Genomic DNA, 19,776 nt, shown 5'->3' with positions numbered 1-19,776 from the left:
CTCCACGAAAGGTCCTCCTGTGCGAAACCTCAAGAAGTCGGTGGCCTGCGGCGCCGCCGCCCTCGGCCTGGCTCTGGCCGGCGGAGTCATGACCGCGCCGTCGGCCGCCGCCGCGGGCTCGGGCAACTACATCGGATTCACCAACAACGGCTGGTTCCTCGTCGACACCTGCTACCACTGGCAGTCCTCCTCGACCTCGGACTCGTGCGACTACGCGAAGCCCAAGGGCACCGACTGGCGGGTGGAGATCCCCGATGACGCCCAGGGCGTCCAGCTCGAAGTGAAGGTGGCGGCGCAGATCGGGGGCGGCAATGTGACGCCGCAGATCACGGACCTGAAGCGCGGCCATTGCTACGTGCTGAGCGGCTACACCTTCGATCCGAAGATCACCGAAAAGGACTGCTAGAGCATGACCGGACGAACGACACGAGAGGCGGGACCCCGCATGCGACACACGAAGCGTTCGTCGGCCTGCGGTGCCGCCGCCCTGGGCCTGGCCCTGGCCGGCGCGGTACTGACGGCGCCGTCCGCCGCCGCTGCCGCGGACAACTACATCTCCTTCGAGCACAACGCGGGGTCGCTCATCGACACCTGCTACGAGTGGAAGGGCCCGGCGGGCATAGAAAGCAAGAACTACTGCCAGCACGACCGGCCGATCGGGACCAGCTGGAAGGGGTTCTTCCCCGCCGAAGCGACCGGGGCCACGGTCACCGTGTACTGGACGGGCGGCTCCAAGCCCCTGTACATCAACGAGGCCGACAAGAACCGCTGCTTCAAGCTCGAAGGCACTCTGGTGTCCGGGATCCACGTCCTCGACGTGAACTGCTGAGCTACTCCCCGGGGCCCGTCGGCGCATTCCGCCGGCGGGCCCCGCGGCATGTCCGCCGACCGGCTCACGGGGTGAGCCGCGTCTCACCCGGGCGGTGCCCACTTGTCTATGCAACAAGTTGCATAGAAGGATCGGGGCATGGCGCTCGACCACGCGATCCTCGTCTCTCTGCTGGAGAAGCCGGGCTCCGGCTATGAGCTGGCCCGACGCTTCGAGCGGTCCATCGGATACTTCTGGACCGCCACCCACCAGCAGATCTACCGCGTCCTCAAGCGCATGGAGAGCGACGGCTGGATCGACGTCCGCGAGGTGCCGCAACAGGCCCGGCCGGACAAGAAGGAGTACTCCGTCGCGGACCCGGGCCGGGCCGCGCTCTCCCGGTGGCTGCACGAGCCGATCGAACCCGAGAGCGTCCGCCACGACCTCGCCGTGAAGATCCGTGGCGCGGCCTTCGACGACCCGGGCGCGCTGATCCGCGAGGTCGAGCGGCACCACCGGGCGCACACCGACCGGCTCGCACACTATCTCGCGGGGGAGCGGCGGGACTTCACCGGACCCGAGGCCCCCGCCGCCCCCGACGCCGGACAGGAACTCCAGCACGTCGTGCTGCGCGGCGGCATCGCCTACGAGCGCATGACCCTCGCCTGGCTCGACGACGTGCTCGCCACCCTCCACCGGCTCGCCGCCCTCGACCGACGCGGCCCCGAGGGCTGAACCGGCGCCCCGGGCTCTGCCCCGCCGTCCACCGGCACGCCCCAGAAACCTCCTGCCACGACCCTCGACCCTCATCCGGAAAGGCGACCACCCATGGCCGACCAGCTGCTGTTCAACCCCCGCACCTACGACCCGGCGCACTTCGACCCCGAGACCCGCCGGCTGCTGCGCGCCACCGTCGACTGGTTCGAGGACCGCGGCAAGCGCCGGCTGATCGAGGACTACCGTTCCCGCGTCTGGCTGGCGGACTTCCTTGAGTTCTCCGCCAAGGAAGGGCTGTTCGCGACCTTCCTCACCCCGGCCTCCGCCGCCGACGGGCAGCAGGACAAGCGCTGGGACACCGCCCGCATCGCCGCCCTCAACGAGATATTCGGCTTCTACGGCCTCGACTACTGGTACGCCTGGCAGGTCACCATCCTCGGGCTCGGCCCGGTCTGGCAGAGCGACAACGAGGCCGTCCGTGCCCGCGCGGCCGAACTCCTCGCGCAGGGCGAGGTGTTCGCCTTCGGCCTGTCCGAGAAGGCCCACGGCGCCGACATCTACTCCACCGACATGCTGCTGGAGCCCGACGGCGACGGCGGCTTCCGCGCCAGCGGCTCCAAGTACTACATCGGCAACGGCAACGCCGCCGGACTCGTCTCCGTCTTCGGCCGCCGCACCGACATCGAGGGCCCCGACGGCTATGTCTTCTTCGCCGCCGAGAGCCGCCACCCCGCGTACCACGTCGTGAAGAACGTCGTCGACTCCTCCAAGTACGTCAGCGAGTTCCGCCTCGACAACTACCCGGTCGGCCAGGACGACATCCTGCACACCGGCCGCGCCGCCTTCGACGCCGCCCTCAACACCGTCAACGTCGGCAAGTTCAACCTCTGCACCGGCGCCATCGGCATCTGCGAGCACGCGATGTACGAGGCCGTGACGCACGCTCAGAACCGCATCCTCTACGGCCGCCCCGTCACCGCCTTCCCGCACGTGCGCCGTGAGCTGACCGACGCCTATGTCCGCCTCATCGGGATGAAGCTGTTCAGCGACCGCGCCGTCGACTACTTCCGCTCGGCCGGCCCCGACGACCGCCGCTACCTCCTCTTCAACCCGATGACGAAGATGAAGGTGACCACCGAGGGCGAGAAGGTCATCGACCTGATGTGGGACGTCATCGCGGCCAAGGGCTTCGAGAAGGACACCTACTTCTCGCAGGCCGCCACCGAGATCCGCGGCCTGCCCAAGCTGGAGGGCACGGTCCACGTCAACCTGGCCCTGATCCTCAAGTTCATGGGCAACCACCTGCTGAACCCGGCCGAGTACGAGGCCGTGCCGACCCGCCTCGACGCGGCCGACGACGCGTTCCTCTTCCGGCAGGGACCGGCCCGCGGCCTGGGCTCCATCCGCTTCCACGACTGGCGCGCCGCCTACGACGCCTACGCCGAGGTGCCCAACGTCGCCCGCTTCCGCGAGCAGGCGGACGCCCTCTGCGAATTCGTCACCACCGCCGCCCCGGACGAGGCGCAGAGCCGCGACCTCGACCTGCTGCTCGCCGTCGGCCAGCTGTTCGCGCTGGTCGTGCACGGTCAGCTGATCCTGGAGCAGGCGCGCCTGACCGGCCTCGACGCCGATGTGCTCGACGAGCTGTTCGCCGTCCTCGTACGCGACTTCTCCGCACACGCCGTGGAGCTGCACGGCAAGGATTCGGCCACCGCGGAGCAGCAGCGCTGGGCGCTGGGCGCGGTCCGGCGTCCCGTCGTCGACGATGCCCGCTCGACGCGTGTCTGGGAGCGCGTCGAGGCGCTGGCCGGGACGTACGAGATGGCGCCGTAACTCTCAGCCCCCGCAGACCGCACTCCGGACCGGCGGGGCCCGGCCGACACCCACGGGTGTCGGCCGGGCCCCGCCGCTCCTGCCACATGGGCCGGGGTGGCCGGATCCCGTAGGCTCGGTGGATGGCGAAATACTTTGATGTGCACCCCGACAATCCGCAGCGGCGCACCATCAGCACCGTGGCCGAGAGCATCCGCTCCGGTGCGCTCATCGCGTACCCGACGGACTCCTGTTTCGCACTGGGATGCCAGCTCGGCAGCCGTGACGGCATCGACCGCATCCGGTCGATCCGCAACCTCGACGACCGCCACCACTTCACCCTGGTGTGCCAGAACTTCGCGCAGCTGGGCCAGTTCGTGCACGTCGACAATGATGTGTTCCGCGCGGTGAAGTCGGCGACGCCCGGCAGCTACACCTTCATCCTGCCCGCGACGAAGGAGGTGCCGCGCCAGCTGCTGCACCCCAAGAAGAAGACCGTCGGGGTCCGGATCCCGGACCATGGCGTCACCCAGGCCCTGCTCGCGGAGCTCGGTGAGCCGCTGCTCTCCAGCACCCTGCTGCTGCCCGACGAGGACGAGCCGCTGACGCAGGGGTGGGAGATCAAGGAACGCCTCGACCACGTGGTGGACGCAGTGATCGACTCGGGCGACTGCGGCACCGAGCCGACCACGGTCATCGACTTCTCCGGCGACAGCGTCGAGATCGTGCGCCGCGGAGCGGGCGACCCCGCGCGGTTCGAGTAGCCGGGCCGGCTCACGGCAAGTACCCGAAAAGCGGGCCGATTCGGGCAACGCGGCATATGGCAGTATTTCCATGGCGAACATCCGTACGGTCGGGCGTGCTGCCCGACCGGAATTCCCTGGAGAGATCATGCGACGTGCTGCCCTCGTCCTCTTAGGCGCAGCGATGCTGTTGAGTGCCGGATGTTCCCGCGATGAGGGAAGCGAGGCGCAGCCCGGGACGGCGGACGCAGCGGCAGCCTCCGCCGCGCACGAGAAGGCCGTACGGGCCGCGGTCACCGCGACGCTCCGCGGCTCGGCCCGGATCGACGGGAACATCTCGATGGGCGACCGGGGCGAGACCCATTCGCTTGCCGTCCGGGGACGCTTCGACCTGGCAGGGGACACCGGCCGGCTCTCGGTGGACCTGCCGGGAGGGGCGGTCGGCCATGTGGACGAGGTCTTCGCGGGCGGCACCGTCTATCTGCGGGGCGTTCCGGCGGCCGCGGGCGGGTGGGCGGCGATCGGCCGCGATGCCGCCGAAGCCCACTATCTGCTCCGCGCACCGGTGAACGACCCCGCGCACACGCTCCGTCAGGTGGCCGCGATGCGCTACGTCTCGAAGGTCGGTGAGGAGAAGATCAAGGGCGTACCTGCCGTGCACTACCGCGGCGCCCTCGACTACTCCACGATCACGCGCCGGATGTCGCAGGAGACCCGCACCAAGGTCGCCCAGATGCAGGAGTCGCTCGGCGGAACCCTCCCGGTCCACGCCGATGCCTGGATCGACGGACAGCAGCGCCTGGTGCGCGCCCGGCTGTCCTTCGGCAACGCCGGGATCGAGGTGTCGAACACCCTCTCCCTGTCGGACCCCGGCACACCGGTGAAGGCCACTGCTCCGGCCCGCGGCAGCGTGGTCAGGACGAGCGCGGTGAGCGGCATCCTCCTCGGGTGAGGGCCCCGCCGGTGCCGACCGCCCGCTGCCGTCAGCCGTGCCGCCCCGCCTCGTCCTCCTTCCCCCAGATCCTCAGGTACGCCGCGCGATAGCCGGACGGGTCCCATGTCGTCGCCCCGCGGCTGTTGGCGGCCGTGGCGATGTGCACGGGGGCGACGTATCCGCTGGCGGGCCTGCCGGAGAAGGCGCGGTTGAATTCGTCGAGGATCTGCCAGCCCTGCTGGGCGAACGGCTCGGGAACGGTGGCCGCCTGGAACTGTCTGCTGTTGATGCGCTGGAAGGCGGACGGATCGCCGTCGCCCGCACCGATGTTGTACGGGGCGCCGCCGCCCTTCTTGCGCGCCGCGCGCAGGGCCGGGGCGGCATCGGCGAAGTACACGTCGTTGATGGCCACGGAGTGGGTCCAGCCGTCCCGGAAACGGGAGAGGAGCGAGGAGACCTCCTGGGGCGTGCGGCTGCTGGTGTCCGAGATCGGGATGTTCTCCTCCGCCAGCAGCTTCACACCGGAACAGGTGGCCAGCTGCTTCTTGATCAGTTCGGACTTGTTCCTGGCGAACGGGATCGAGGCATCGGTGAACACGACGACTCCCGCATGACCGTGGGAGTGCGTGATGACCCAGTCCGCGCTGATCCTCGCGACGTCCGTGACCCTGGTGGTGATGTTGCTGAAGAGTTCGGGGTCCTTGCTCGGGCCGGGGTCGTCGACCGCATGCCAGCCGACGAGCGGGATGTGGTCCGCACGGGCCCTGCCGACCTGCTGCGACGTCAGGCGGGGGTCGAAGCCGCCCACGACGATGCCCGAGGGCCGGAGGGCGATGGCCTGGCTGAACGCGGTCTGGATCCCGGCGGGGGTGCCCTGACCGTCGATCACCCGGACACTCCAGCCGATGGACTTCGCGGCTTCCTGCACCCCCTGGGCGGCGCCCGCCACGCCGGGATTGGTCATGGTCTGCGCGACATAGACGATGCGCTTGCCGGAGACCGCCCTGGGCCCGGTCGTGGGGCCGTCCCAGGCGGTGTGGGGCTTCTCGGCCCGTGCGACGTCGGTCCGGGCCCGGGCCAGGACGGTGGGACAGCCGGACTTCGCCGGGCCCGGTGCGGAGGGCCCGCCCCCGGTCGAGGTGCCGCGCTCACAGCCCACGAGGACCGTGGCCGCCACCACCATGACGACCGCGCTGCCGAGGGCGGTCCTGCGGGGCGGGTGCACGGGCGCTCCCTGCGGGCGGACGACCCGGGGGCGAGGGCCGGGGGTCATGAGCCGGTACGGACCACGTCGTGCCGGGCCCGGGGAGGGTTCGTCCGCCGGTGGCGCAGCTGGCGGCGCGCGGCGTAGCCGGCCATGCCGACGGCGAGGAGCAAAGTGGCGCCGTTGAACAGCGGGGTGACCCAGAACGGGGCGCCGAGCTGGCCGATCCCGGCGAGCCCGATGGCGAGGACGACGACGGCGACCAGCGTGCCCAGGGCGTTGGGGCGGCCGGGCTTGATCGCGGTGGACCCGAGCAGCGCACCGACGAAAGCGGGCAGCAGATAGTCCAGGCCGACGCTGGGATTGCCGATCCGCTGCTGCGCGGCGAGCAGGACCCCGGCGATACCGACGACCAGCCCGGAACCGGCGAAGGCGTAGACGACGTAGCGCCGGGTGGGGATGCCCACCAGCTCGGCGGCGCGGGGGTTGGAGCCGATGACGTACAGGTACCGGCCGAGCGGCAGCCGCTCCAGGAGCAGCCACAGTACGGCGGTCAGCGCGAGGACGTAGAACGCGGACACCGGCAGGCCGAGGAACCGGGAGTCGTAGAGGTCGGTGAAGGCCGCCGGCAGACCCTGCGGGCCGGGGACGATCCGGGCCCCGTTGGTGATCCAGCCGGTGAGGGCGTACAGGATGCTGCCGGTGCCGAGGGTGGCGATGAAGGAGTTGATCCGTGCGAACTCGACGACGACCCCGTTGAAGGTGCCGACGACCGCCCCGCCCAGGACCACCACGAGGCAGGCAAGGGGCCAGGGCCACGCCTCGTCGGCGATCAGCCGCATCGTCATGACGTGCGCGAGGCCGAGCCCGTAGCCGAGGGACAGGTCGAACTTGGCGGTGACGATGGGGATCATGGCGCCGAGGGCGAGCAGGGCGGGGATCGAGTGGTTGGACAGGACCTCGGAGATGTTGTCCAGGGTGGGAAAGGTGTCCGGCAGAGCGAGCGAGAAGGCCAGGAAGAGCAGGGCGGCGAGCGCCAGGAGCCCGTAGGCGCCGAGGAGGTGCCCGAACCGGCGGCCCAGCAGGGGGCGGGGTGCGGGGGTCATGGCTCCACCGTCCCGGTGAGCGCGGGCATCGCCGAGGCGGCGCGGGTGAGTTCGGCGACCGTGAGGGCCTCGCCGCTCAGCTCGGCGGTCACCGCCCCGCGGACGAACACCAGGGCCCGGTGGCACACCTGGGCGACCTCCTCGAAGTCGGTGGAGAGGAGCAGGACGGCGAGGCCTTCGGCCAGCGCCTCCCGGAGCAGGCGGTAGAGCGCCGTCTTGGCGCCGACGTCCACCCCGGCGGTCGGCTCTTCGAGGATCAGCAGGCGCCGGTTCGTCCTGAGCCACCGGCCGACCATGACTTTCTGCTGGTTCCCTCCGGACAGGGTGGCCATCGGCGCCTCGGTGTCCCGGGGCGACACCGAGAACCGCTCGATCAGATCCGCGGCCTCGGCCCGCTCGCGCCGGGGGACGAGCGGGCGCCAGGACGGCACCCCGCTTGCCCGGGGGTTGGCGAGGAAGTTCTCCCGTACCGTCAGTTCGGCGGCACAGCCCTCTTCCTGACGGTTGCCGGTCACCAGGCCGACGCCGCAACCGACGGCGGCCCTGACCGTACGCGGGGCATAGGGCCGGCCGTCGAGCAGCGCCCGTCCGCCGGTGAGGGGCCGGGCGCCGGCCAGGGCGCGGCCCAGTTCCCCGTGCCCCGCGCCGGTGAGGCCCACCATGCCGAGGATCTCCCCGGCACGCAGATCCAGGCTGACCGGAGCCGTGTCCCCGGTCCGGACGCCGTCGAGGGTCAGCACCGCCGGACCCGTGGCGGGGGCGAACCGGTAGCCGCCCGGCTCGTGGCCCACGATGTCGCGCACCAGCCGGGCCGGGCCGTAGCCGGCGACCCGGCCCTGACTGATGAGGCGTCCGTCCCGCAGAACGGCGAAGTCGTCGGCGACCTCGTACACCTCGTCGATCCGGTGGGTGACGTGGACGATGGCGCGCCCCCGGTCGCGCAGGGTGTGCAGGACGTCGAACAGCCGGGCGCAGTCCGCTGCCGGGAGGCTGGCCGTCGGCTCGTCGAGCACGAGGACGGCGGCTTCGGTGGCCAGCGCGCGGGCGAGCGCCACCAGGGAGCGTTCGGCTCGCGGGAGGTCGGCCAGCGGGGTGCCCGGGTCGAGATGCGCGGCGACGAGGTCCAGCGCCGCGGCGCACTGCCTGCGGACCCTCCGCCAGGACAGCAGTCCGGCGCGGCGGGGGTAGCCGGCGCCCAGGGCGATGTTCTCGGCGACCGTCATCCAGTCGACCAGGCCCAGGTCCTGGTGGATGAAGGACATGGCGCGGGAGGCCGCCTCGGTGCCGAGCGGGTGCCCGGCCACGCTCACCTCGCCCTCGTCCGCGTGGTGGACGCCCGCGAGCACCTTGATGAGGGTGGACTTTCCGGCACCGTTGGGGCCCAGCAGGGCGAGGACGCGGCCGGAGCGGATGTCGAGGTCGACGGCGTCCAGCGCGAGGGTGCCGCCGAACCGCTTGCTGAGGCCGTGTACGCGGACGAGAGGCTGCGGGGCACGGCGCGGGGGAGGGGTGCTGTCAGGAGCGTCATGCACAGACTTCTCCGGAGGTCGGCCTCGTGGTCCTGCTGGGTTCGTCCCGTCTGACCGGGCACTGCTGCGGGACGCATCGTGCGGTGAGGGCGGCGGGCCCGTGACCCGGCGGTGCGCCACCCGTACCGATTACCGCAATTCCGTCATGGTACGTCCCGCTTCGGCCGAGATGCCGGATGGGCCGTCAGAGGGCGGGGATGTCGTCGAAATACGCCGCGGCGGCGTCCGGCTTGTGTGCCGACGCCTCCAGGGCGCATTCGGCCCAGATGACCTTGCCGCCGGAGGTGTAGCGGGTGCCCCAGGCCTGGGCGAGCTGCGCGACGAGGAAGAGACCGCGGCCGCCCTCGTCGGTGGTGGCCGCATGACGCAGATGCGGGGCGGTGCTGCTGGCGTCGGAGACCTCGCAGATCAGCGTGCGGTCGTGGAGCAGGCGCACCTGGATGGGGGCGGTGCCGTAGCGGATGGCATTGGTGACCAGCTCGCTGAGCAGGAGTTCGGTGGTGAAGACGACCTCGTGCAGCCCCCATTCGGCCAGTTGGCGGGTCACGGCGGCGCGGACGCCGGAGACGAGCGCCGGATCGGCGGGCAGGTCCCAGGTGGCGATCCGGTCGGGGGCCAGGACGTGGGTGCGGGCGACGAGCAGCGCGATGTCGTCGGCGGGATGCTCGGGCACCACGGCCCGGACCACTGCCTCACAGGTCTCCTCGGGCGGACGGGACGGGTGCGCCACGGCGCTGCGCAACTGGTCGAGGGCCGTATCGAAATCGCGGTGACGGCCCCCGATGAGCCCGTCCGTGTACAGGACGAGCTGGCTGCCCTCGGGAAGGGTGAAGGCGGCCGTCTCGAAGGGCAGGCCGCCCAGGCCCAGCGGCGGCCCGGCGGGGAGTTCGGGGAAGGCGACGCTGCCGTCGGGGCGGACCAGCGCGGGCGGGGGGTGGCCGGCCCGCGCCATCACACACTGCCGCGTGGTCGGGTCGTAGATGACGTACAGGCAGGTGGCGCCGATGATGCCGGGGCTGCCGGCGGCGGCGTCCTCGGTGCCCTCGTCCCGGTCGAGGCGGCCCACGAGATTGTCGAGGTGGGTGAGGAGCTCGTCCGGGCCGAAGTCGAGTTCGGCGAAGTTGCGCGCGGCGGTGCGCAGCCGGCCCATCGTGGCGGCGGCGTGCACCCCATGGCCGACGACATCCCCGACGACGAGGGCGACACGGGTGCCGGAGAGGGGAATGACGTCGAACCAGTCGCCGCCGACCCGGGATTCGGCGGGCATATAGCGGTGGGCGACCTCGACGGCGTTCTGCTCGGGGAAGCTCTGCGGCAGCAGGCTGTGCTGCAGGGCGAGGACCATGGTGTGTTCGCGGGTGAAACGGCGGGCGTTGTCGATGCAGATCGCGGCCCGGGTACCGAGCTCCTGCGCCAGCGACCGGTCGTCGTCCCCGAAGGGGGCGGGATCCTGCGAACGGTAGAAGCTCGCCGTGCCCAGGGCGATACCGCGGGCCAGGAGGGGAACGGCGATCAGGGAGTGGATGTGGTGGTCGAGGAGGCGCCGGGCGTGCGCGGGATCCTGGGCGATCCAGCCGCTCGCCGCCCTCAGGTCCGGTTCGAGCACGGGCTGCCCGTCGGCCAGACAGCGGAGCTGGGGCGTGCTGGGGCGCAGGTCGACCCGCTCACCGGCGGGGTAGAAGGGGCAGTCGTCGCGGATCCCGTGGACCACCGTGCGGTGGAGTCCGCTTCCCGGGTCGGTCGGCTCCTCGCCGCGCAGCACCGCCTCGGGAAGGTCGATGGTGACGTAGTCGGCGAGGCGCGGGACGGCCATCTCGGCCAGCTCCCGGGCCGTACGGCTCACATCCAGCGTGGTGCCGATGCGGGTACTGGCCTCGGACAGCAGCTCCAGCCGGCGCCGGGCCGCCACCGCGTACGTCCCGACCCCCGGCTCACCGATCAGTACCAGCCCGCTGGTCGCCCCGTCGGGGGGTGACCCGGCGGCGCCGGACGCATCGGGCGGACGGACCGAAGCGGCCGCCCGGCCCGGTCCGGCACCGGGAAGATGTCCGGGCAGCGGGACGGCGGGCGGGAGCACCTTCTCGTCCGGCGGGCCGGGTGCGGCGCCGGTCGTGGTGAGGACGGCGAGATGCTGATGCGGTCCGGGGAGAACGGCCTCGATCACGACGCCCTGCACCCCGGAGGGGCTGGTCACCGGGCGGCTCAGCAAGGTGATCCGCCGGCCGCCGGGCAGCGGGACCTCGACGGCGGCCCGCTGCGCCGAGGCGATCAGATCGGTGGCCCGCTCCTTGAGGATCATCTCGTCGCGCCAGTCCAGTCCGCTCCCGGCCAGCCCGCCCAGCTGCCCGTTCCCCGTCGTATCGCCGGTCGGGGCGCGGCTCCTGGCGTCGAGGTACGCCTGCAGCAGGGCGCGCTCCCGCGTCGAACTCTGTTCCAGCAGCCGTCGCTCGATGGCACCGGCCGCACTGCTGATCACGTGGTTGAGCGCCGCATCCGCATCGTCGGGCGGAAAGCCGAGGCACAGGACGCCTTCGATACGTCCACTGAGCGGATCCCGGACGGGAATGGCCGTACACGCGTTGGACTGGGAGCGTTCGGCGAAATGCTCGGCGCCGTACACATTGATCAGCTGCCGTTCCGCGAGGGCCAGCCCGATGCCATTGGTCCCCCCGAACTCCTCGGCGAACACGAAACCCGGGACGCTCTGGATCGCGGCCAGATGTCTGACCAGAGAGGTGTCGCCGAACCGCCGCTGCAGCACCGCCCCGCGTCCGTCGGCGAGGGACACGTTCATGTTCCGTCCCGCGAACCTGGCCTGCAGCCGGTCCATTACGGGCGTGGCGGCGCGCACCAGCCGGCCGTCCAGATCGAGATCCGGCCGGTACGGAAGCTCGCAGCCTTCCGGCGAAAGCCCCAGGGACCGCGAACGCTGCCAGGAATCGAGAATCGGGCTGCGTACGGGTTCCTCGACCGTCCCACCGCGAAGAAACTGCTCACGGGCGCGCGCGGGGCCGATGTCCGCTCCCACGAGCCCCATCCCGATCACTTCCCACATCGGTACGTGCTGCTGTGGCCGCCCGTACGTCGGAGCAGCCGCACCGTCGGTCACTCGGAAGTGCAGCCGCACCATTCGGTCTCATTGTAGATCTTTGCCCCTGTATCGGTACTGATCGCGGACCGGGGACGCGGAGCCCCGGAACGCGGGCCGCGGGCCTTCACACACGGTCACGGCCGGGAACGGTGCGGGCCGCGGCCCCCGCTCGACGCCCCCGCCCGATGACCGCGGTGCGGCCCGCCCGTCGGCCGCCCGCCCCTCACAGGACCGCGACCGGATCGACGGGCGAGCCCGTGCCGCCCGGGATGTCCAGCGGTGCCACCACGAGGAGGAACGCGTAGCGGCCCGTCTCCGCGGCGGCGACGGACAGCGCTTCGAGATCGAGGTTGTCCAGGAGCGGCACCCCCATCGCCACGAGGGCGAGCGCATGGACCGGAGAGTGCACCCCGTCGACCGGCGAGGGCCGTACGTCGCTGTCGCCGTCGCCGCCCAGCAGGGCGATACCCCGCTCGGCCAGCAGGGGCACGGCGTCCACATGGCACCCCGCGCTCGCCGTCCCGGGATCCCAGACGCCCACCTCCCGGCGCCGGCGCACGCTGCCGGACCGCAGCAGCACCGCGTCGCCCTCGCCGATCGTCACCCCGAGGGCCCGCTCCGCGGACACGAGGTCCTCGGCGTGCACGGCCCGTCCGGGCTCCAGCCAGTCGCACCCCAGCACGGCGGGCAGGTCGAGCAGCACGCCCTTGGTCACCAGGGGACCCAGCGCCGATACGGCGCCGAAGCGGGCCCCTCCGGCGTCGATGCACTCGCGCGCGGCGCGGCCGTCGTAGAGCTGCCCGCGGTAGGCGGCGTGGGACAGCGCGTCCAGATGACTGACCGCCTTGCCGTGGTAGTCCACGGCGATGAAGTCCTTGTGCGTGGCGGGCTCCGGGGGCTCCAGGTCGCCGAGGTCGGACATGTAGTGCAAGGCGGGCCTGCTGTTGTCCGGCCCGGGAGTCGTGTTCCAGGCACGCCCGAGGGGGACGGCGGTTCCGGACCGGACCAGGGCGGTGGCGCGCCGTACGTGCTCCGGCGTCACCCGGTTCCAGGCGCCGCGGTCGGCGGGGGTCCAACGGCCCCACGTACGCACCCTGTCGAAGAGCGCGTCGAACTCCTGGCGGGAGACGGCGGGGCCATTGCCCGTGCCGCCCGGCGGGGGAGCCGGCGCCCCGCTGCGGTCGCCGGTCATCCCACGGGCCCCGAGTCGGAGCGGAAGGGCTCTGTACGGGCGATGAGCAGGGCGACGTCATCCGGGTCGTCGGGGCGCCGGAGGTCGCGAAGGAGCCGGTCGCAGGTCTCCTCCAAGGAACGGTCAGGCGCATCGAGCAGCCGCAGCAGGGTGTCGAGGCGTTCGTCGATGGGGTGGTGGCGGGTTTCGACCAACCCGTCGGTGTACAGGACCAGTTGGTCGCCGGGTTCGAGGCGGAAGGTGGTGGTCTCGAAGGGGACACCGCCGACTCCGAGCGGCGTGCCGGTGGGCAGGTCGAGGAGTTCGGGACGTTTGCCGCTGCGCACCAGGACGGGTGGCAGGTGCCCGGCGGTGGCGATATGGCACTCGGCGCGATGCGGATCGCAGACGGCGTAGACGCAGGTGGCGATGTAGTGCTCCAGCCCCGAGGTGATCTTGTCGAGGTGCTGGAGGACCTGGGCGGGTTCGAGATCGAGGTCGGCGAAGGCGCTGGTGGCCGTGCGCAGGCGGCCCATGGTGGCGGCGGCGTCGATGCCGCTGCCCATGACGTCGCCCACGACGAGTGCGGTCTTGTCGCCGTCGAGCGGGAGGACGTCGTACCAGTCGCCGCCGATCTCGTACGTGGCCTGCGCGGGCCGGTACCGGGAGGCGAGCTGCAGCCCCGGCAGGTGGGGCGGATGGTCGGGGAGCAGGCTGCGCTGCAGGGTCTCGGCGGCGTTGCGCACGCTCTGGTGCCACCGCGCGTTGTCGATGCAGACGGCGGCGCGGGAGGCCAGTTCGACGGCGAGGGCGAGGTCGTCCTCGTCGAAGGGCAGCGGATTGCGGGCGCGGGTGAGCCCCAGGCAGCCGAGGATCTGACCGCGGGCGGTGAGCGGCGCCAGCAGGTAGGAGTGCACCCCGGCGCGGGCCAGCAAGGTGGCCGCGTGGTCGTTGCGGGCGATGCGCGCCAGGTCGTCGTCGTCCGCGTGGGAGACCAGGATCGGGCGGCCGGTGCGGACGCACTGGGTGGCCAGCCGGTCGGCCTCGTAGGCGGTGGTCTGGCCGGGAGGGTCGGCGGCCTGGAGGGCCTCGGTGGGGTAGGCGCCCTTCACGGCGAGGGCGCGGAAGACCGCGGGGCCCTCGTCACGGGCCGGACGGTGCGCGCCCAGGATGGAGTCGAGCACATCGACCGTGACCACGTCGGCGAGTTCGGGCACGGCGACCTCGGCCAGCTCCCGCGCGGTCTGTTCCACCTCCAGCGTGGTGCCGATACGGGCCGAACCGTCCGCGATCAGGGCCAGGCGCCGCCGGGCCTCGCTGGCCTCCATGGCCGCCTGGTACCGGTCGGTGACGTCCACCACCAGGTCGGCCACCCCGAGAACCCGCCCCTGGGGGTCCTCCAGCCGGTACAAGGAGATCGACCAGGCACGCTGGCGATCGGGGTCGGAGGGGCTGCGGCCGACGACGGTGGCCTGGTCGACCATGGGGACCCCCGTCTCCAGGACCTGCCGCATCGCGGTCTCCGGCACCTCGAACTTCGCGGCGCTCATGATCTCGCGGTAGTGCCGGCCGAGGTGGTCCTTCGCGGGGATGCCGTGCATCCGTTCCAGCGCGGGGTTGACGGCCGCATAGCGCAGCTCGGTGTCGAGTATCGCCACCCCGATGGGGGACTGGGAGATCAGCCGGGTGGACAGGGCCACATCCCGCTCCACCTCGCGAAGCGTCGGCGAGTCGGTGGCGAGCCCGAGGGCGTAGAAATCGCCGCGGTCGTCCAGCAGCCGCATGTTGCGCAGCTCCACCAGCCGTGAGCTGCCGTCCTTGTGCCGGACCGGGAAGGTGCCGCCCCAGCTCCGGCCGGTCTCCATGACCTCGGCGAACTTTTCGATCACCAGATCCCAGTGTTCCTGGTGGATGAGCAGCGGCGCCGCGTACTGGCCGAGCGCCTCTTCGGCGGAGTAGCCGTACAGATCCGCGGCCTGCGGGCTCCACAGGACGATCCGCCCCTCGGCATCCACCAGCACCGCGGCGACGGCAAGGAGGTCCATCAGCCCGCTCGGCTGCGACGACTTGCCCTCCGCTGCACCGGCGCCGGCCGGGCGCTCCTCGTCTGCGCTCACCCCGGCACTCCTTCCGTCTGCCGGACCACGTGGGGTGTGCCCGCACTCCGCTGCGTGGCCCGACCTGCCCACGTGTCTCGCTGTGGCCTGCCGCTGGCAGGTGAGTGCGGTGGCTTCCATCGTCCCCCCGGATCGTCCGCCCGCATACTCGTCGCCGCCGCGCTCGCGCCGGTTGCCCCGCTCGGGCACACACCGCCGGGCCGTACAAGGGGTACGCCGGGCCCCGGGAGCGCCTTCCCGTGGGCGCGGTATACCCCCTCCGTGCCCACGGGGCAGAAACCACCCGCGTCGCAGGAATAACAGGGGGAAAGGCAGCCCCCGAACGAACTGCCGCAATTCAGAGATGCGCCGGAGCCTCATCAGAACTTGCCGAGCCGGAAACCGAGGAGCAAAGTGAGGAGGAAACTCATCCGAGATCGGAGCGCGCCGTGGTCGTTCTGGGAGTCATTCTGCTCGTCATCGGATTCGTGACCGGAATTTCCATTCTGTGGACCATCGGAATCATTCTCGCCGTGATCGGCGCGATTCTGTGGCTGCTCGGTGCGATGGGGCACGCGGTCGCCGGACGAAAGCACTACTGGTAGCGCCTGCGCGCCCGGTGGCTCCGGTATTACTGGCGGCACCACTGCACGACGCACAGCGCCACACGAGCACTGACGGGCGCGGCCACACGGCCGCGCCCGTCACCTGCGCCCGCGCCCACCGGCGCCCCGGCGGCCTCCGGATGCCGAGGCCCGTCAGTCCACCGTCACCGGGGATGCAGCGGCGGCCCGCCGACGGGCGACGACGCCGAACGCCAGGTCCACGACCAGGAACGCGACGAGCGAGATGCCGAGCAACGGCACCGCCCAGCCCACCACCGCGACGACGAGCACCAGCGGAATCAGCACGGGCAGCGGAATCTGCCGCCAGGCGCCCCGCGGGACCGGCCGTCCGAAGGACAGGGTGCGGTCGCGGGTGGGACGGCGCTGCCACCACATCCGGTAACCCCAGAGGATCAGGAAGATCAGCGCAAGGGCCAGCGCGGCCAGCGCGAGCTGGTTGACGATCCCGAAGAGGGTGCCGGTGTGCAGGTCGATGCCGTAGCGGGTGAGCTGGGCCAGGACGGGATAGTCGGCGAAGCGCGAGACGTCGGTGACCTTGCCCGTGCCCGGGTCCACCGCCACCGCGTCCTGCTTCTCGGGCCAGCTGCGCTGGACCTGCTTGACGACATAAGCAGTGCCCTTGTCCGTCGGCAGGCCGATCTCGACGGGGTCGGACAGCCCCTTCGCGCGAGCCGCCCCGAGGACCTTGTCGATCCCCACGTCCGCCGCCGCGGAGCCGCTCGCCGCGCCGCCCTTCTTCCCGTCCATCCCCGGCATGTCGGGCATCCCCGCCATCCCGCCGGAGCCGCCGTGGTGGGCGTGGTCCTCCGCCACCGCCGTCGAGACGGTCGGCGTCGCCTGCCCCAGGGCCTGGCGCAGCTCGTCGATGTTCCCCCCGGCGTACGTGGACCAGGTCAGTCCGGTCGCCGACAGGAAGAACAGGCCGACCGCCGCCCACACACCCACCGCACCGTGCCAGGACAGCGTCCGGCGCCGTCCGGTGGCGGTGCGATCCGGCAGGGCGAGCGCCCGGAGCCTGCGGTTCGTACGCTTCCGGCCGATCCACAGCGCGAGGCCGCCGCCGGCGACCACCCACAGCCAGCTGGCGGCCAGTTCGCTGTAGAGACGGCCGCTGTCGCCCAGGTGCAGGTTGCGGTGGAGATCGTCCAGCCAGGTCCGCAGCGGCAGCGCGCCCGTGGCGCCGTACGTCGGCAGTGCTCCCCGGACGCTGCCGGTGTGCGGATCGACGAAGACGGCGAGCTGGTGCTCGGCGGACACCCCCGGCACGTCGGCGAGCAGGACGCGCGTGGTCTCGTCCGGCTGCGGGGCCGGGCGCACGGCGGCGATCTCGCCCTCCGGGTGCGCCTTGCGGGCGGCGGCCACCTGCCGCGACAGCGGCAGAGTGCGCTCCCCGGCTGGGACGCTCAGCTCGTGCGCATAGACCACCTTCTCCGCCTGGAACGCCCCCGCGTACAGCAGTCCGGTGACCGCGGTGACCAGGAGAAAGGGCGCGATGAGCACGCCGGCGTAGAAGTGCAGCCGCCTCACCAGCGGGCGAAGGGCGGACCACCCGGTCCGCCGCCCGGCCGCCCGTTGCACCCCGGAGCCGACGGCGTCCGGGGCATCGTCGGCATCGCTCGATGCGAGACGTGGTTCAGTGGACACGCGGACGCTCCCGGCTCGAAGGAGAAGTGGCCCGGCCCTCTGCCGTACCACTTCAGGGAGTCGGAGAACCGGACCTGCGAGTTCCGGCGACCTGATGTGACGTGGCCCATAGAGGAGGCGGCCGAGAGCCGGAGCGACGCGAATCTTTCCTCGGCCTGTTCGTCGAGCGGGGTCTCGACCATGTCACCTTCGCCGAGGTCGCGGCCGCGGCGGAGGTCTCGGGCATGAGGCGAGCGGCGCCCACCCTCACGGCCCACCTGGAGGATCTCGGCCGGCAGATGACCGGCGCACTCGCCGTCGTCTGGCCGAGGAGACCGGTGCCGGGCCGGACGACCGGACACCGTGCCTGGTGGCGAGCCGGATCGGCTGCTTCCACTCGCTGGTCTGCGCCGAGATCGGCCGGCGCATCGTCGACGGTGAGACGCCGGACGCGATCGCCGGAGCCGTACTGGATCTCCTCGACCTCGTCGAGGGTCTGCTGAGCGAACGGGCGCTGTCCTACGCCACCCGCGAGCAGTGACAGGAACGGGCTCGGCGCGGGTGGCCGCCGTCGCTCACACGGCGGCGGCCACCCACCGACATCACCGTCCTGCTCGGTCACCCGGCGCTCGTCACCCGGCCCCCGTCACGTGGGGGCCGACGCCGACGCCGGATGCACGGTGGTTGCTACGGCGACTACGCGACCACGCCGGACTTGGCGATGACGATGTCGGCGCGGGTGGCGCCGCTGCGCGAGCCCAGGGACTCGATCTTCCTGACGAGGTCCATGCCCTCGACGACCTCACCGAAGACGACGTGCTTGTTGTCGAGCCAGTCCGTCACGATGGTGGTGATGAAGAACTGCGAGCCGTTGGTGTTCGGGCCGGCGTTGGCCATCGACAGCTGACCGGGCTTGGTGTGCTTGAGCTGGAAGTTCTCGTCCGGGAACTTCTCGCCGTAGATGCTCTTGCCGCCGGTCCCGTTGCCGGCGGTGAAGTCGCCTCCCTGGAGCATGAAGTCGGGGATGACCCGGTGGAAGCCGGAACCCTCGTAACCGAAGCCGTGCTGACCGGTGGCGAGCTCACGGAAGTTCTGCGCGGTCTTGGGGACCACGTCGTCGAACAGGGCGAAGACGATCCGGCCGGCCGCGTCGCCGTCGATGGTGATGTCGAAAAATACGTTGTTATTCATGACGGCATCCTTACATCCGCCACTACCGGGGCGAGGTGCGGCCCCCGGCGCCCGTCACGACGGCGCCCGTGTAGGGGGCACCGCTCGCTCCGGGAGATCCGGCACCACGCCGGTGACCGCACGGCTCGTCCGCCCGGCCTCTGGTCTCGTCCGGCGCACTCCGCTGTCGTCGCCGGGCATCGGGCTCCTGCCCGGATGCCGGGCCGTGAACCGACCTGGGCAAGCGCACTCCGGACCGGGAAGGCGAGGCTTGGACCGGCACATGACCGAAAGTGCACTGTTCCGGCACGTTGATTGCCGCTCTTCCACGTCGTACGGCGCTATGCGCAAGACTGCCGAGGTGGATTCGGGCATAGCAGCGATTGTGGGAGCTACCGTCGGCGCACTGGGTACGGGAGGTGCCGCAGCCCTCACGGGGCTATGGGGAGCCCGGGCCGCCCGGGACCAACTCGCGGCGCAGGAGGCGCAGCTGAGGCGCCAACTACGTGTCGAGCACGTGCGGGAGCGCCGTGAGCCGCGCCGAACGGTGTACGCGGATTTCCTCAGGCAGGCACGAGCCGTCGAGAGGGCGCTCGGAAGGTACCGCGAGTCACATACGACGGACATGGACGCCTTCCACCGGGAAATCGACAAGCTCGACCATCTCGGAGTGCAAGTACTCCTGGAGGGGCCGCCGCCCGTGGCCGCCCCGTCCCAGGAGCTCATCAGAAGCGCGCACCGCTGCATCAGACCCTTGCGGAATTCCATCGGAGCGCGCGAGCAGTTCGACGCCGGGTCGCGCGAGTGCGCGGACGCCGCCGAATCCGTAGCGGAAGCCGGCCTGGCGTTCACCGCCGAGGTAAGAGACTTCGCGGAGGCCGCCCGCCGGGTTCTCGACGACGAGTCGGCGGTCGAACCTGTCCAAGGTGCCGGACATCCGGCCCACTGAGATGCGCGCTTCCCGGTCCCACCGCCCGACACGGGGCGAGGGTGCCACGAGGTCCGATCCGCGAGGGAACGGGCCGCCGTCGGCGCTGCGTTCACCTGAACCGTGCGAACCGTAGAAGCTACCCACGGACCGCACCCTCATCCGCGCAGCAGGCACGCACGGAAGCACATACGGCGTGGGTGCCGCCCGCGGCCCGG

Annotated in this window: 17 protein-coding genes; 9 read left to right on the top strand and 8 right to left on the bottom strand. The window is 71.5% G+C overall.

Translation table 11 applies throughout. From position 1 onward, the window contains the following. Positions 1-19: 19 nt before the first annotated feature. From Scani_RS12260 to Scani_RS12235, 6 genes are all read left to right on the top strand, one after another. Positions 20-406, top strand: coding sequence for a hypothetical protein (locus Scani_RS12260; protein WP_159473710.1), 387 nt, complete (start codon positions 20-22; stop codon positions 404-406). Positions 407-445: 39 nt separating this feature from the next. Further along, on the top strand, positions 446-829 hold the full coding sequence (locus Scani_RS12255) for a hypothetical protein (RefSeq protein ID WP_159473707.1): 384 nt from the start codon (positions 446-448) through the stop codon (positions 827-829). A 138-nt stretch (positions 830-967) separates the two neighbouring features. Beyond that, entirely contained in the window at positions 968-1,543 is a 576-nt protein-coding gene (locus Scani_RS12250) for a PadR family transcriptional regulator (RefSeq protein WP_159473704.1), read from the top strand. A gap of 93 nt (positions 1,544-1,636) precedes the next feature. Then, positions 1,637-3,358 carry an acyl-CoA dehydrogenase family protein gene (locus Scani_RS12245; protein ID WP_159473701.1) on the top strand — a complete coding sequence of 574 codons (1,722 nt, stop codon included), beginning with the start codon at positions 1,637-1,639 and terminating at the stop codon, positions 3,356-3,358. 122 nt (positions 3,359-3,480) lie between these two features. Next, positions 3,481-4,101 carry an L-threonylcarbamoyladenylate synthase gene (locus Scani_RS12240; RefSeq protein ID WP_159473698.1) on the top strand — a complete coding sequence of 207 codons (621 nt, stop codon included), beginning with the start codon at positions 3,481-3,483 and terminating at the stop codon, positions 4,099-4,101. Positions 4,102-4,228: 127 nt separating this feature from the next. Next, a complete protein-coding gene (locus tag Scani_RS12235) occupies positions 4,229-5,032 on the top strand; it encodes an SCO4651 family lipoprotein (RefSeq protein WP_159473695.1) in 804 nt (267 codons plus the stop codon). 31 nt (positions 5,033-5,063) lie between these two features. On the opposite strand, the gene Scani_RS12230 is transcribed toward Scani_RS12235, so the two are convergent. The 6 genes from Scani_RS12230 to Scani_RS12205 all read right to left on the bottom strand — a co-directional run bounded on the left by Scani_RS12230 (position 5,064) and on the right by Scani_RS12205 (position 15,160). Next, positions 5,064-6,197 carry a substrate-binding domain-containing protein gene (locus Scani_RS12230; protein WP_246295874.1) on the bottom strand — a complete coding sequence of 378 codons (1,134 nt, stop codon included), beginning with the start codon at positions 6,195-6,197 and terminating at the stop codon, positions 5,064-5,066. Positions 6,198-6,283: 86 nt separating this feature from the next. Further along, a complete protein-coding gene (locus tag Scani_RS12225; RefSeq protein ID WP_159473689.1) occupies positions 6,284-7,324 on the bottom strand; it encodes an ABC transporter permease in 1,041 nt (346 codons plus the stop codon). Beyond that, on the bottom strand, positions 7,321-8,856 hold the full coding sequence (locus Scani_RS12220; protein ID WP_159473686.1) for a sugar ABC transporter ATP-binding protein: 1,536 nt from the start codon (positions 8,854-8,856) through the stop codon (positions 7,321-7,323). Before Scani_RS12220 ends, Scani_RS12225 begins: the two co-directional genes overlap by 4 nt. Positions 8,857-9,037: 181 nt before the next feature. Then, on the bottom strand, positions 9,038-11,890 hold the full coding sequence (locus Scani_RS12215; protein ID WP_167538098.1) for a SpoIIE family protein phosphatase: 2,853 nt from the start codon (positions 11,888-11,890) through the stop codon (positions 9,038-9,040). A gap of 277 nt (positions 11,891-12,167) precedes the next feature. Next, the gene (locus tag Scani_RS12210; RefSeq protein WP_159473683.1) at positions 12,168-13,136 is read right to left on the bottom strand and encodes a cyclase family protein; all 969 of its coding nucleotides are present in this window, start codon (positions 13,134-13,136) and stop codon (positions 12,168-12,170) included. Continuing rightward, positions 13,133-15,160: a SpoIIE family protein phosphatase gene (locus tag Scani_RS12205; protein WP_246295872.1), complete on the bottom strand. Its 2,028-nt coding sequence runs from the start codon at positions 15,158-15,160 to the stop codon at positions 13,133-13,135. Before Scani_RS12205 ends, Scani_RS12210 begins: the two co-directional genes overlap by 4 nt. Positions 15,161-15,660: 500 nt before the next feature. On the opposite strand from Scani_RS12205, the gene Scani_RS39935 reads away from it, so the two are divergent. Continuing rightward, positions 15,661-15,816 carry a DUF6131 family protein gene (locus Scani_RS39935; protein ID WP_167538075.1) on the top strand — a complete coding sequence of 52 codons (156 nt, stop codon included), beginning with the start codon at positions 15,661-15,663 and terminating at the stop codon, positions 15,814-15,816. Positions 15,817-15,969: 153 nt separating this feature from the next. On the opposite strand, the gene Scani_RS12200 is transcribed toward Scani_RS39935, so the two are convergent. Continuing rightward, positions 15,970-17,481 (bottom strand): PepSY-associated TM helix domain-containing protein, encoded by a 1,512-nt coding sequence (locus tag Scani_RS12200; RefSeq protein WP_159473677.1) that lies wholly within the window; start codon positions 17,479-17,481, stop codon positions 15,970-15,972. 349 nt (positions 17,482-17,830) lie between these two features. Between Scani_RS12200 and Scani_RS40400 the strand changes: the two genes are divergently transcribed. Beyond that, positions 17,831-18,001, top strand: a complete 171-nt coding sequence (locus Scani_RS40400; RefSeq protein WP_218039177.1) for a hypothetical protein — start codon at positions 17,831-17,833, stop codon at positions 17,999-18,001. 155 nt (positions 18,002-18,156) lie between these two features. Here Scani_RS40400 and Scani_RS12190 read toward each other — a convergent pair whose 3' ends face one another. After that, positions 18,157-18,651: a peptidylprolyl isomerase gene (locus tag Scani_RS12190; protein WP_159473674.1), complete on the bottom strand. Its 495-nt coding sequence runs from the start codon at positions 18,649-18,651 to the stop codon at positions 18,157-18,159. Between the two features lie 340 nt (positions 18,652-18,991). Between Scani_RS12190 and Scani_RS12185 the strand changes: the two genes are divergently transcribed. Beyond that, positions 18,992-19,579 carry a hypothetical protein gene (locus Scani_RS12185; RefSeq protein WP_159473671.1) on the top strand — a complete coding sequence of 196 codons (588 nt, stop codon included), beginning with the start codon at positions 18,992-18,994 and terminating at the stop codon, positions 19,577-19,579. Positions 19,580-19,776: the final 197 nt, after the last annotated feature.

This window comes from Streptomyces caniferus (genome assembly GCF_009811555.1).
GTDB lineage: Bacteria > Actinomycetota > Actinomycetes > Streptomycetales > Streptomycetaceae > Streptomyces > Streptomyces caniferus.
This window is presented reverse-complemented; position numbering and strand designations above follow the sequence as displayed.